The organism is Chthonobacter albigriseus (genome assembly GCF_013839445.1).
Lineage (GTDB): Bacteria > Pseudomonadota > Alphaproteobacteria > Rhizobiales > Pleomorphomonadaceae > Chthonobacter > Chthonobacter albigriseus.
Window position 1 is genome coordinate 1 of record NZ_JACDIT010000010.1, and the last position, 12,932, is coordinate 12,932.

At 68.8% G+C, this 12,932-nt stretch carries 12 protein-coding genes and 1 pseudogene; 8 read left to right on the plus strand and 5 right to left on the minus strand.

The window, feature by feature from the left end; all coding sequences use genetic code 11:
* Window positions 1-4: 4 nt before the first annotated feature.
* A pseudogene (locus tag HZ321_RS22040) lies at window positions 5-146 on the plus strand (Mth938-like domain-containing protein); the annotation flags it as partial.
* A gap of 131 nt (window positions 147-277) precedes the next feature.
* Here the strand turns inward: HZ321_RS22040 and HZ321_RS19215 are convergent.
* The 4 genes from HZ321_RS19215 to HZ321_RS19230 all read right to left on the minus strand — a co-directional run bounded on the left by HZ321_RS19215 (window position 278) and on the right by HZ321_RS19230 (window position 6,167).
* Complete coding sequence (locus HZ321_RS19215) at window positions 278-1,213, minus strand: SurA N-terminal domain-containing protein (protein WP_181704027.1); 936 nt, start codon at window positions 1,211-1,213, stop codon at window positions 278-280.
* A gap of 134 nt (window positions 1,214-1,347) precedes the next feature.
* Window positions 1,348-3,723, minus strand: a complete 2,376-nt coding sequence (locus HZ321_RS19220; protein WP_181704028.1) for an LPS-assembly protein LptD — start codon at window positions 3,721-3,723, stop codon at window positions 1,348-1,350.
* Window positions 3,724-4,812, minus strand: coding sequence for an LPS export ABC transporter permease LptG (gene lptG, locus HZ321_RS19225; protein WP_181704029.1), 1,089 nt, complete (start codon window positions 4,810-4,812; stop codon window positions 3,724-3,726).
* Window positions 4,809-6,167: an LptF/LptG family permease gene (locus HZ321_RS19230; RefSeq protein WP_342343881.1), complete on the minus strand. Its 1,359-nt coding sequence runs from the start codon at window positions 6,165-6,167 to the stop codon at window positions 4,809-4,811. The genes lptG and HZ321_RS19230 overlap by 4 nt, the downstream gene beginning before the upstream one ends.
* Before the next feature lie 44 nt (window positions 6,168-6,211).
* On the opposite strand from HZ321_RS19230, the gene HZ321_RS19235 reads away from it, so the two are divergent.
* The 4 genes from HZ321_RS19235 (at window position 6,212) to HZ321_RS19250 (ending at window position 9,112) form a co-directional block, all read left to right on the plus strand.
* The gene (locus tag HZ321_RS19235; protein WP_181704031.1) at window positions 6,212-7,711 is read left to right on the plus strand and encodes a leucyl aminopeptidase; all 1,500 of its coding nucleotides are present in this window, start codon (window positions 6,212-6,214) and stop codon (window positions 7,709-7,711) included.
* 79 nt (window positions 7,712-7,790) lie between these two features.
* Window positions 7,791-7,958, plus strand: a complete 168-nt coding sequence (locus HZ321_RS19240; protein ID WP_181704032.1) for a hypothetical protein — start codon at window positions 7,791-7,793, stop codon at window positions 7,956-7,958.
* Between the two features lie 10 nt (window positions 7,959-7,968).
* On the plus strand, window positions 7,969-8,421 hold the full coding sequence (locus HZ321_RS19245; protein WP_181704033.1) for a DNA polymerase III subunit chi: 453 nt from the start codon (window positions 7,969-7,971) through the stop codon (window positions 8,419-8,421).
* Window positions 8,422-8,464: 43 nt separating this feature from the next.
* Window positions 8,465-9,112 carry a glutathione S-transferase family protein gene (locus tag HZ321_RS19250; RefSeq protein WP_181704034.1) on the plus strand — a complete coding sequence of 216 codons (648 nt, stop codon included), beginning with the start codon at window positions 8,465-8,467 and terminating at the stop codon, window positions 9,110-9,112.
* A 26-nt stretch (window positions 9,113-9,138) separates the two neighbouring features.
* Here HZ321_RS19250 and HZ321_RS21875 read toward each other — a convergent pair whose 3' ends face one another.
* Complete coding sequence (locus tag HZ321_RS21875) at window positions 9,139-9,267, minus strand: hypothetical protein (RefSeq protein ID WP_280514515.1); 129 nt, start codon at window positions 9,265-9,267, stop codon at window positions 9,139-9,141.
* Between the two features lie 484 nt (window positions 9,268-9,751).
* Here HZ321_RS21875 and HZ321_RS19255 point away from each other — a divergent pair, with 484 nt between their 5' ends.
* The 3 genes from HZ321_RS19255 (at window position 9,752) to HZ321_RS19265 (ending at window position 12,920) form a co-directional block, all read left to right on the plus strand.
* A complete protein-coding gene (locus HZ321_RS19255; protein WP_181704035.1) occupies window positions 9,752-10,435 on the plus strand; it encodes a methyltransferase domain-containing protein in 684 nt (227 codons plus the stop codon).
* A gap of 154 nt (window positions 10,436-10,589) precedes the next feature.
* Window positions 10,590-11,273 carry a hypothetical protein gene (locus tag HZ321_RS19260; protein WP_181704036.1) on the plus strand — a complete coding sequence of 228 codons (684 nt, stop codon included), beginning with the start codon at window positions 10,590-10,592 and terminating at the stop codon, window positions 11,271-11,273.
* Window positions 11,274-11,702: 429 nt separating this feature from the next.
* Window positions 11,703-12,920, plus strand: coding sequence for a Ppx/GppA phosphatase family protein (locus tag HZ321_RS19265; RefSeq protein WP_425305421.1), 1,218 nt, complete (start codon window positions 11,703-11,705; stop codon window positions 12,918-12,920).
* Window positions 12,921-12,932 lie beyond the last annotated feature (12 nt).

The window sequence follows — 12,932 nt, forward strand, 5'->3', positions numbered from 1 at the left end:
CGGCATGCGGGAGCAGCACTTCCCCGGGCGGGCGCCGGTCAGCGCCTATGGCAACGGCGGCTTTCGCTTCGCCGAGATGAGCCACCGCGGCTCGATTCTCTGCCTGCCGTCCGGCATCCATGGCTGGCCTGCCGCAACACCGGCGGGCATTTCGGTGGGCTCGCTGGCCAAGGCGCTGGCCGGGGCCGGCGGGTCCCCCCTTGGCGAGGACACGCGGCGGGCTCGTTTCCGGCCCGCCCCCCGGGACTGATGCCGATGCGGTCATGATGGTCTGCCGTCAGCGATAGGTGACGCTGGACTTCTCGCGCAGTTCCTTGATCAGGGCGTCCGAGGCTGCCTTGGCCTGCGCGTTCATCGCTTCGGCGTCCATGCTGGCCGTCACTGCGCTCTCACCGGTGACAGTGATGCGATCGCAGACGGCGAACATCTCCACGCCCTGGTCGGTGACCGCAGGCTTGGTGAGGCGGCCTTCGGCGGTTTCCTTGACCTGCTCCTGCAACTGAGGCGGCACTTCCGACGCGAGCCGGCGGCCGACGTTGAGCACAGCCACCTCCTTCAGCGCCTTGGCCATCGGGATTCCCTCGGCACAGGAGGTGAAGCGCTTGCGCAACGCCTCGGCTTCGCGGCGACGCCGCTCGACCACATCGCTGGAGCGCTTCGCCGGGAGGGTGAACACCACGCGCTGGAGCACGTAGTCCTCGGCGGTGACCTCGGAGGCGCCCTTCTCGCGGTTGCGCATCTGGGCGAGCAGGTCGTTCTGCTCCTCGCGCACGGCGGCCTGGACCTTGCTGCGGACCACGCGGCCCCAGGCGATCTGGGCGCGGATGCGGTCCTTGAAGGTGCGGATGCCGACGCCGGCCTGGCCGAGCGCCTGGGCGAACTGCGCGGGCGAGAGCTTGGAGCGGGCTGCGACCTCGGCCACCGCGGCATCGACCTGCGCGTCCGAGATGACGATGCCGCGCCGCCTGGCCTCCTTCAGCTTGATCGCATCCTCGATCAGCTCTTCCACGGCCGCCTTCTGCGACGCGCCGGCGGGCAGCTTCTGCGCCAGCTGGAGCAGCCGGGCGCGGCTGGAGATGTCCATCGTCGTGATCGCCGTGTCGTCGACCACGACCTTGATCGAGGACTGCGCCGCTGCCGGCTGGATGGCGGCGGAAGCGCTCACGAGGAGGGCGGCGAGGATCGTGCGGGCCACGGTCTTGGAGAAGGACATGAGAAAACCATCCTGCGGCGGGCGGACCCGCTCTTTTCGACGGGCGGGGAGTGTCAAGTCCGCCTGTTCGCGTGTCAAGTATGGGACGGGCGTGGCGGAAAGGTGACGCTCGGCCGCCGTTTTCGGCCGGACTGTCACTTCATGACGTCGAACGAGCTGTTGAGGTCGCCGAGCGTGCGGAAGCCGAGCCGCAGGTAGACCGTCCGGTCCGTCGCCTCGCCGGTCACCCGCGTCTTGTCCTCGGCGTAGGACAGCGACAGCGAGAAGGCCTCGTCGTCGTAGGCGACGCCGATGGCGTTGCGCACCACGTTGGTGTTCTCGATGTCGAACCGGGTGGAGCCGAACATGCGCCAGCGGTCGTTCAGGCGGACGCTGCCGGCGGCCTGGAGCTCCTGCCGGTCGTCCTCGATGCCGAGGTCGGGCTGGCTGCGGATGAAGGCGTAGGTGAAGGCGGCCGTCACCGGTCCGGCAAGGCCCACCACCTGCGCCTCGAGCCGGTTCGGCATCAGGTTGGACTTGTCGAGCCGCGCGTTGGCATTGAGCAGCAGCCCGAGGTCGGTGTCGACCGACAGGCCCGCGACGAAGTCCGAGACGTCGCCGTCCAGGCCGGAGTCCTGGCCGGTGGAGTAGACCGACGCCGCGTCGAACGAATTGCGGCCGGCGAGCTGGAACGACTGGCCGAAGCTCGCCGTGACGGAGGTCCCGTTGACGAACTGGCCGTTGTAGCGGAAGCCGACGTTGAGCCGGGTGCCGCCTTCCACGCGGTCGTAGCCGGAGAACTTGTCGTAATCGAACAGCGACGTGGAATCGAACACGAGGCTCTGCGAGTCCTCGTTCGGCAGGTTGTCGATCTCCGTCTCGTTCGGGCGCACGATCAGCTGTGCCACCGGCTCGATCACCTGCGACCCGATCGAGGACTGGATCAGGAAGGGGTAGCTGTATTCCAGGCCGACGGCCGGCATCGCGCGGCCCGACACGTCGTCGTCGAGCCCGGAGGTGTCGTCCGGGGAGGAGAAGAACACGTCGCCGCGGAAGTAGGCGAAGGGTGTGAACACCTGGCCGAGCGAATCCACGAACCGCCGGCGCCACAGCGCGTCGATGCTGGCCCGCGAGTAGGAGCCGGACGGCGCCAGCAGCCGCGTCTCGCCGGCTTCGCCGAACACGCCGTCGTTGTCGGCGTCGAACTCGAAGATGTCGTTGGCGTTGCGCGTCAGGCTGGTGAAGTTCGACTTGATCGACACCTCGCCGCCGGCGACCGGCTCCTCCAGGTAGACCTGGTGATCGATGACGGGATGGACCAGCGGCTGCTTGGACTGCAGACCGACGTCCTGCTCCAGCGCATCGGCAGCGGTGTCGTCCTCCTGCGTGATGAAGAAGCCGTAGGCGTGCGCCTCGAAGCGATTCCGGCCGTCGACGCCGGTGAGGTAGATGTCGTTGGTCGCCGAATCGCTGTCCGCGCCGGGAAGGTCGTAGTCGTCGAAGTAGGAGCGGTCGGTGGCGACCGCGAGATCCCAGCCCCAGCTCCAGCGGCTGTTGATGTCGAACTGCCCGGAGGTGGTGACGCCACCACGGTAGCGACGGTCGCCCGAGGTGCCCGCGAACTCGTCCGGCGCGGACTGGCGCAGGCCGGATACGCGGATCTTGTAGGCGCCGTTGATCACCCGGTGGCGGAACTCCGCGTCGAAGAAGCCGCCCTGCTTGGAGAAGGCGCCCGGCGCCAGCGTCACGTCCATGTTCGGCTTCAGCGCATAGAAGTAGGGCGCCTGCAGGCCGAAACCGCGCTCGCTGTTGTAGGACGGCTTGGCGAACAGGAAGCCGGACTTGCGCTTCACGCTCGGATCGAAGGTGGTGAACGACGGCGCCCAGGCGATCGGCACGCCGAGGAACTCGAACGTGGTGTCCTTGAAGCTGATCGTCTTGTCGCCCTGGCGATGGATGATCTTCTTCGCCTTGATCTGCCAAACGGGCTTGCGGCCGGGCACGCCGTCGCAGTCGACGCAGGGCAGGTAGGTGCCGTTCTCGAACTCGGTGACGTCGCCTTCCGTCCGGCGCGCGCGCTCCGCGTTGAAGGCGGTGCGCTGCTGGGTGACGATCTCCAGCGCTTCGGCGACGCCCTCGCGCAGGTCGTCCGTCAGGTCGAGCGCGGCGCTGCGCACCACGTTGCCGCTGGGATCGATCAGCTCGACCCCGCCGGTCGCGCGGACCCGCTTGGTGCGGCGGTCGACGTCGACCCGTTCGGCCGTGAGCGTGTAGGCGCCGTAGTAGATGACGACGTTGCCGACCGCGGACACGCTCTCGCTGTTGAGATCGTAGACCAGCGTATCGGACTCGACGAGCATCCGGCCCTGCTGGTCGCCCTTGGCGACGGCGGCCAGAATCGACGGATCCGTTTCCGACGCCTCCTGGGCGAGGCCCTGGTGGGATCCGGCGACGATCGCGGCGAGCGCCACGCCCGTCAAAGCGGCGGCGCGCAGGTTCGTCCGGAACTGCGGGACGATGGAGGTACGCAACTAACCATCCTCCCGGAACAGCAACACAGTCGACCCCATGAGCGTAGCGAACACCGCAGGGGCCCAGGCCGCCAGAGCTGCGGGAACCAGCCCTTCGCTGCCCAAATCACGAGCGATTTCAGTGACGACATAAAGCACGAAGCCTGCGCTCACGCCACCGAGAATCATCCGCCCGACTCCTCCCGATCGAGACAGCCCGAGCGACACCGTAGCGGCGATCAGGACCATCGAAGCCAGCAGAAGCGGTCTGGCTAACAAGACATGAAATTGCAAACGAAACCTGTACGGAGGAAGCCCTGATGCGGCTGCTTGAGAAATCGTTTCTGGTAGATGCCAGAAAGACACGATTTCCGGCGACGACAATCGGTTGCGGACCTGCTCCGGCGTCAGCGACGTTGGCAGCTGGTAGCGCTCCGCCAGCCGCGGCGCGCCGCTGACGTCGACGATTCGCGCCTCCGACAAAACCCACCGATCGCCCTCGATCTCGCCGAGCACCGCCTCCACCCGCTCCTTCAGCAGCCCGTCCGCGCCGAACACCCAGAACACCGGATCGAGCACCAGCCGGCCGTTGTCGGCGATGCCCTGGACCCGCATCACAGCCTCGCCTTCTGCCGTCTGCTGCCGCAGCCAGGCCCCGCTGGTCGTGTCGGTGAGAAGCGACGCCGCCGATCCGAGCGAGGTCGAGATCCGGTCGGATTCGGCTTTCATCGCCGTCGCCAGCGGATTGTAGACCCCCGTCGCGAAGATGCCGATGACCAGCGCCACGATGAACCCCGGCGCGCTGAACTGCCAGACCGAGATGCCTGCCGCCCGCGACACCACCAGCTCGGACCGGCGCGACAGCGACAGGAAGGCGCCGATCGACCCGACCAGCACGGCGAACGGCAGCAGCTGCTCGGTGATCAGCGGCACCCGCAGGGCGGAGATGGCGAACACCGTCAGGGTGCTCGCTTCCTCCTTGCCGAGGTTGGACCGGGCGACTTCCAGGAAATCGATCAGGAGGGCCAGCAGCGTCGCGCCCAGGAACAGGCCGAGGATCCACTTGGCGAACAGCGCGGCGTAGTAGTTGAAGAGCGTGCGGCCGATCATGACGGCCCCGACGCGTTGATCATCCGGTCGGCCGACCGGCGGATAAAATCCGACAGCCGCTCCAAGGGCTCGGCGAGGAACCGCGGGACGAAGGGCTGGACGCCCAACCAGAGCGACACCGCCGAGGCCAGGATGAAGAGGATGGGAACCCCCCAGACCACCGGCAGCCACATTTCGTCGGCCGCGGCGAGACCCGCGAGTGCGAACCCCACCACGCGGATCAGCGCCGACACCACGATGCCGCCGGCGAGCGCCGCGGTACGGCCCGACCGCGTGGTCGTCGGAAAGCCGAGAAAGAGAAACGTCGTCAGCGCCATCGCCACCGGATAGAGCGGCGCCGTCAGCCGCGTGTGGATCTCGGCCCGGAACCGGTCCTCGCGCTCCTTGCGGTAGGGATCGTCGAGCGGCGTGCCGTAGAGCTCCGTGATGGTGCGCTCGTTCGGCTGGTACGGCCGCTCCTTGTCGCCCGCCGCCTTCAACTCCGTGAGGTCGAAGGCGTAGGAGCCGAAGGCGACATAGGTCGACGAGCCGTCGTCGCGCCGCGTCCGCTCGATCGTTCCGGTCTCCATCACGACCAGAGTCTTTTCAACCGCGTTGACGACCCGCCCGCGCTCGGCCGTGTAGGTGAACACGAACTCCGGATCCCGCGCATCGTAGATGAAGAGGTCCTCCAGCGATCCGTCGCCGGCCCGGTTCCGGATATGGAAGGTGAAGTTCTCGTCGATCTCCACGAACCGGCCGGGCTGCACCACGTTGGCCACCACGTCCGCGCGGATGCGGTTGGTCTGGTCGCGCAGCGCCTGCAGGCTCTGCGGCCCGGCGAACAACCCGATCCAGGCGACCAGCACGGCGACGATCAGGGACAGCACGATGAAGGGAGCCGCGACCTGCCGCTGCGAGGCCCCGGCCGCGTTGATCGCCACGAGCTCGCTGCCGGCATGCATGCTGTTGAGCACCACGACCATGGCGATCACCAGCGAGAAGGGTGCGACGACGCTGACCAGGAACGGCACGGCGAGCAGCGTCATGCCGAGATAGGTGGCGATCGCCTGGCCCTTGGCGGTGACGAGATCGAATCGCCGGAGCGCCTGCGTCACCCAGACGATGAGGGTGAGCGTGGCCAGGACGGCCGAGAACACGACGGACGTCCGAAGAAAAAGGTGAAGCCCGAGCCGCCGCATCAGAGGATTCTCATCATGCCGATCTTCGATGCCTGGCCGTGCTTGGCGCGACGAATGGACCGGGCGCTTGCCGGGCGCAACGATAAGCGCCACCTTGTGCCGCAAGCAATGCGCCCGTTCGGATGCATCAATCGCGAATCCTGCCCCCGACGCCGCCGATCGCGCGGCGACCATGACACGAAAATCGACATATGAGAAAGGCCCGAGGCACCACCATCATGGCAGCGCAACCGACCATCACGATCAGCAAGACAACGTCGCCCGCCACCGGTGTCGCTGTGGTTTTCGTCGACCAGGACAACAACCCGGGCCCCGCCGCCCGCGCCTTGTTCGAATCTCTGTCCGGCACGGTTGAGCGGGCGATCGCGGCGACGACATTCAAGGGCAAGGCGCAATCGATGCTCGACATCGTCGCGCCGGCGGGCTCCACCCTCGACCGCGTGATCGTGGTGGGCATGGGCGCCGTGGGCGAGTTCGACGCCACCGCCGCGCTGAAGCTCGGCGGCGTGGTGATGGGCAAGATCAAGGAGACCAAGGCCCAGGCCGTGACGATCCTGCTGGAGCGCCCGGGCAGCGAGGCGCTCGATCCGGTGCTCGCCGCCGAATTCGCCCTCGGCCTTCGCCTGCGGTCCTACGAGTGGAGCCGGCACAAGACGCGCAAGAAGGACGATGCCGAGACGCCCGCCGCCCGCATCAACCTGGCGGTCGAAGACGCCGCCAAGGTCAAGAAGACCTGGGGCGAGGCGGCCGAGGTGGCCGCCGGCGTGGAACTGGCGCGCGACCTCGTCAACGAGGCACCGAACATCCTCGGACCCGTCGAGTTCGCCGAGGCGGCGGAAAAGCTGGAATCGGTCGGGCTGGAGGTCGAGATCCTCACCGACAAGGACATGAAGAAGCTCGGCATGGGCGCGCTGCTCGGCGTCGCGCAAGGCTCGGTCCGGCCCGCCCGCCTCGCCATCATGCGGTGGAACGGGTCCAAATCGAAGGACAAGCCGATCGCCTTCGTCGGCAAGGGCGTGGTGTTCGACACCGGCGGCATCTCCATCAAGCCGGGGCAGGGCATGGAGGACATGAAGGGCGACATGGGCGGTGCGGCCGCCGTGATCGGCCTGATGCGCGCGCTCGCCGGCCGCAAGGCCAAGGTCAATGCCATCGGCATCCTCGGCCTCGTCGAGAACATGCCGGACGGCAACGCCTACCGCCCCGGCGACATCCTCACCTCCATGTCCGGCCAGACCATCGAGATCATCAACACCGACGCGGAAGGCCGCCTCGTTCTGGCCGACGCGCTCTGGTACTGCCAGGACCGCTTCAAGCCGGCGTTCATGGTCAATTTGGCGACGCTGACCGGCGCCTGCATGGTGGCGCTCGGCACCCAGCACGCCGGCCTGTTCTCCAACGACGACGAACTGGCGGACCGGCTCTACAAGGCTGGCCAGGCCTCCGGTGAGCGGGTCTGGCGCCTGCCGCTCGGCCCCGACTACGACAAGCTGATCGACAGCCGCTTCGCCGACATGAAGAACACCGGCGGCCGCTACGGCGGCGCAATCACCGCCGCGCAGTTCCTGAAGCGCTTCGTCAACGACACGCCGTGGGCGCACCTCGACGTGGCCGGCACGGCGATGGCCTCGCCGGACAGCGAGATCAACCGCTCCTGGGGCTCCGGCTTCGGCGTGCGGCTGCTCGACCGGCTGGTGCGCGACGCCTACGAGGGTTGACCAACGATCAACCGTTGGCCGCTAGGGTCCCGGGCGTCGGCTCTGCCGGCGCCCGTTTTCGATTCGGACCCGGTGACCGATGCGCCTCGCCCTCAAGATCCTCTTCGCGCTGACCATCGGCTGGATGCTGACCCTGGTGGTGACGAAGATCCTGACCGGCGCGCGGCCGACGCTGCTGTCGGGCGTCGCCGGCGCCGTGCTCGTCGGGCTCGCGGTGGTCGTTCTCGATCTCTATTCGGGGTGGTAGAAGGGCGCTCATGACCGAGCTGCTGTTCTATCACCTGGACTCCCAGCCGCTGGACGCGGTTCTGCCGACGCTGCTGGCCAAGTCGCTGGAACGCGGCTGGCGCGTGGTGGTGCAGGTCGGCTCGCCCGAGCGCCTGGAGGCGATCGATTCGCACCTCTGGACCTTCGCCGACGAAAGCTTCCTGCCGCACGGCACAGCCGCCGACGGGCATGAGGCCGAGCAGCCGATCTTCCTGACAACCGACCACGCCAACCCCAACGCCGCCACCGTCCGTTTCCTGGTGGACCGTGCGGCCCCGCCGCCCGACGTCGCCGCGTACGACCGGGTCGTCATCCTCTTCGACGGCGGCGACCCGGAAGCCCTGGCCGAGGCGCGCGGGCACTGGAAGACCTTGAAGGCCGCGGGACACGAGGTGACATACTGGCAGCAGGCCGACAGGGGCGGGTGGCAGCGAAAGGCCTGATCGATTCCGGCCGGCTCCTGGTCCGGCGTGTAGGGGAGAGCTGATGAAACTGGTGATCGCCAACAAGAACTACTCATCCTGGTCGCTCCGTGGCTGGCTGGTGGCCAAGGCGAGCGGACTGCCCTTCGAGGAGATCCTGGTGGGGCTGGACCTGCCGGACACCCACGCCCGGATCACGCAGTATTCCAAGGCCGGCCGCGTGCCGGTGCTGGTCGACGGCGACGTCACGGTGTGGGACTCCCTGGCGATCGCCGAGTACCTCGCCGAGAAGGCCCCCGACGCCGGGCTCTGGCCGGCCGATTCGGCGGCCCGCGCCCATGCGCGCGCCATCACCGCGGAAATGCACTCCGGCTTCATGGGGCTGCGCGGCCATTATCCGATGAACATCCGCCGGCCCGTCGCGTCGCGTCCCGAGACGCCTGCCGCCGCCGCCGACATCGCCCGCGTCAAGGAGATCTGGCGCGATGCGCGCCGCGCCCACGGCCAGGGCGGCCCGTTCCTGTTCGGACGGTTCACCATCGCCGACGCCTTCTACGCCCCGGTCGCCAGCCGCTTCGTCACCTACGCGGTGCCGCTCGGGCCGGTTGAGACGGCCTATGTGGAGGCCCTGTTCAGCTACCCCGCGATGGCCGAATGGCTGGAGGCCGGACGCGCCGAGACCTGGATCGTGCCCTCCGACGAGGTGGACTGAGAGCCGGCCGCCTCGTGCCGGACGGTCTAGCGGCGGACGTTGCGGCAGGCGAGCGGCCGGTTGGCGCCGCCCTCCACACCGGGGATGCGTGCGCACCGGTCGAACACGGTCTCGGGCTTCGTCTGGACCGGACGCTGTTGGGGCGGATCATTCACGCCGTTCTCCGGGATCGGCAGTGAATTGTGCGGCGCACCAACGGACGGACGATAGACGGGCACGGCGGGCCGGACTGGCGCAGTTTTCACGGTTGGCGTCTCGGCCGCTGCCTGCTCGCTAGGCACGCCGGATGCCGCGGCAACGATCACCGTCCACATGATCGCCCGACTGGCGCGGCTTGAGCAGAGCCTTTTTTGCATAGAACTTGTTCTCGTCGGTTGATGAGAATGTACGCCGCCGTCGTCGGTCGCCGTGCATTCATCGGGTTTGACTATCAAGCGAGCGGTCATTTCTATTGGTGTTTTTCTCAGTCGACCCTTGCTTTCCGGCGTGGAATGAGCGGATGATGCGGCCGCCCCCGCTTCAAGGTGTGATCCCCACGGGACCCTCGTTCGTAGCGGTAAGAAACAAGAGGTCCCATTCAACAGTGGACCCCCCGGAGGAGAACGCCGACGCCGGCTGCTGCCGGTTGGAGGAGACCACATGAACGCTGTTCAGGCTTTGCGCCATCGACTCGGTTTCGGGTTGCGTCTGATGAAGGCCGTCGGAGGAGACGCCGGTGTCAGCTTGGTGAATGCCTCGGCCGTACCCCGCGTCGCCGCGGGGCTCTCGTCCTATGTAGGGTCGTCCAGGCCCCGCGCCGAGACCCTCCTTCGCCGACTGGTCCAGCAACACGGCCGCGCGGGAAGCGCGCTGGAGATCGGCCGCCGCGGCGTTTCTCACGCCGACTGGATGGACAGCAACGTCCGCCACGACCAGCGCGACGTGGCCGTGGAGGGCATCCCGGTCGACATCGTCACCGCCCTTCGCGAGATCCCGGACGAAAGCTACGACGTCGTCTTCTCCGTCGACACCATCGAGCACGTGAAGGCGCCCTGGCGCGTCGCGGCCGAGATCGCCCGCATCCTGCGCCCCGGCGGCATCACCTTCCACTCGACCGTGTTCACCACCCGCTACCAGCCGCAGCCGGAGGACTTCTTCCGCTTCACGCCGGACGGCCTGAAGTCGCTGTTCGACACGCTGGAGTGCCTGACCGCCGAGTTCGACGCCACCGAACGCCGCCGCGAGCATGGCCGCAAGGCCCGCGGGGAATGCGCCGACATCTTCGGCGGCAGCCGCGAAGGCTGGCGCGTCCACTACGCCGGCCGCCGCCCGCTGCTCCGCTGACACCGGGCGCCGGCGCCCGATCCGCCGGCCGCATCCTCCAGACCGTTCTCGGCGCCGTCCGAAGCTGCCGGCTTGCCAGATCGTGCCGCACAGTGCGAGTTTGCTCGGCCGTCCGCGCTCGACAACGCGGGGCGGCGAGCGGCGCGGGGGACCGATGGACGGCGATTTCATCTCCGACAATCTCGCCGAGGCTGTCCACGAGGAGGCGTCCGCCGACGCCATCCGCCGCGCCATCTTCGCCGCCTGGGCCGCGATCCTGCTCGGCATCGCCGTCCAACTGCTGGTGCTCGCGGTCAAGGTCGTAGCCGCTGCTTCCTGGCCGCAACTGGCGTTCCTGGCCGACCTCGCGCAGGGCGTGACCTGGGCGCTGCTGGTCTGCGCCGGGATCGCGATCGGAACGGTGGCCGGGCGCTCGCGATCGGCGGTGATGGGAGCCATCGGCTTCATCGCGGCGCCGGTGGCCTGGGGGCTCGCCAAGGGCGTCCAACGCGCCGTCCAGCATCTCGTAGGCGCCACGGTCGATCCGATCACAAGCTTCTTCTACACGGTGTCGGCGCTGAAAGGCGTCGAATACGCCATCCTGGGCGCGGCGCTCGGCCATCTCGTGGGCAAGGGCACCGCCCACGCGCGCCCCTACCTGCTGCTCGGCGCTGCGGTCGGGATCGTCGCCGCCGCCGTGATGACGCTGCTCGCCCAGCGCAACGCCGCGCTCACAGGAACCGCGCTGCCGACCGCCGCCGTGGTTGCCGCCGCCGTCAACGAGTTCGTGTTTCCGGTCGGCTGCGCCTTCGTGATCTACCTGGCGGCGCGCCTGAAGTCGGTGGCCCGGGTCGGCTGACCGCGCCGCTGTGAAGCTTACGTAAACGTGCATGTGCAAGCCGCCTCATGCTTTTGCTTTTGCCGGCGTGCGCTGGTAACGTCATGCCAACGACACCAATCTGCAATGCGCTGGAGCCTGGACCGGTTCGCGTGTTGCCGGAGAGAACCAGTGAGCGACGCGGGCGATGTGAACGGCCGCGCAGATCCTGTACCCGAAGTCAGTCGGACGGCCGAACCCCGGCCGGACGGCCCTTCGGGAGGCCTGTCCAAGCGGGCGGCCCGCAGACGGCGCAAACGGCGCGCCGCGGCGGCCGCTGAACGAACGGACAAGCCCCAGGCTGCAGCGCAGGCGGAGCGGGCGCAAAAGCCCGAGCCGCAAGGAAAACGCAAGGACCGCCGGCCCAAGCGGCAGGCCCGTTCGCCCGCCAAGGCCGGCGGCGAGGCCGCCGTGCGCGGGGTTCGCCAGCCGCAACCGCAGGGCAGGGCGCCGGCGCCGCAAAACCGCTCGGACAATCGCACCGCGCCGGCTCGCCCGGAACCGGACCGCCGCCGCGGCCCGGCCCCGGCCCCCGCGCCGCGTGACCGGGCCCCGGACCGCCAGCCCGATGCCGCCGACCGCGACGGCACGTCCCGCTACCGCCGCCGGCCGGCGAACGCCCCCCACCTCTATGCCGCTCTCGACCTCGGCACCAACAACTGCCGCCTCCTGATCGCCGAGCCGCAGGAGCGCGGCTTCCGCGTGGTCGACGCGTTCTCCCGCATCGTTCGCCTGGGGGAGGGCATCGGCCGCTCCGGCCGCCTGTCCGAGGCGGCCATGGACCGCGCGGTCGAAGCGCTGGCCGTCTGCCGGTCGAAGATGGCCGACCACGACGTCCGCCGCATGCGGCTGATCGCGACCGAGGCCTGTCGGGCCGCGGAGAACGGGCCGGTGTTCCTGGAGCGCGTGCGGGCCGAGACCGGCCTCAGCCTGGAGATCGTCAACCGCGAAACGGAGGCACGCCTGGCGGTGGCCGGCTGCGCCACGCTCGTCGACCCCCGGGCCGAGGGCGTCGTGCTCTTCGACATCGGCGGCGGCTCGTCCGAGCTCGTCTGGCTCGACCTGCGCCAACGCGGCGAAGCACGCGGATTTGCGCTGACGCGCTTCATCAAGGCCTGGACCTCGCTGCCGGTTGGCGTCGTGACGCTGTCGGAGCGCCACGGCGGCGTCACCGTCACGCGGCAGGTGTTCGAGGAGATGGTCGCCGAGGTGTCCGCCATGCTGGAGGACTTCCGCGACATGGACGAGATCGGCCCGCTGATCGCCGAAGGCCGCGTGCACATGCTCGGCACCTCCGGTACGGTGACCACGCTCGCCGGCATCCACCTCGGCCTCAAGCGCTATGACCGCCGCCGCGTCGACGGCGTCTGGCTGGAGGCCGAGCAGGTCGACCGCATGGTCGAGCAGTTGAGCACGATGGATTTCGCCGACCGGGTCGCCAACCCCTGCATCGGCGCCGATCGCGCCGATCTGGTGCTGGCCGGCTGCGCCATCCTGGAGGCGATCCGCCTGCGCTGGCCCTGCGAGCGCCTGCGCGTTGCCGATCGTGGCCTGCGCGAGGGGATCCTCGTGGAACTGATGGCGCGCGACGGGGTCTGGCGCCGGCGCCCGGCGCCCCCGCGGCCGTGAAACCGACAAGGG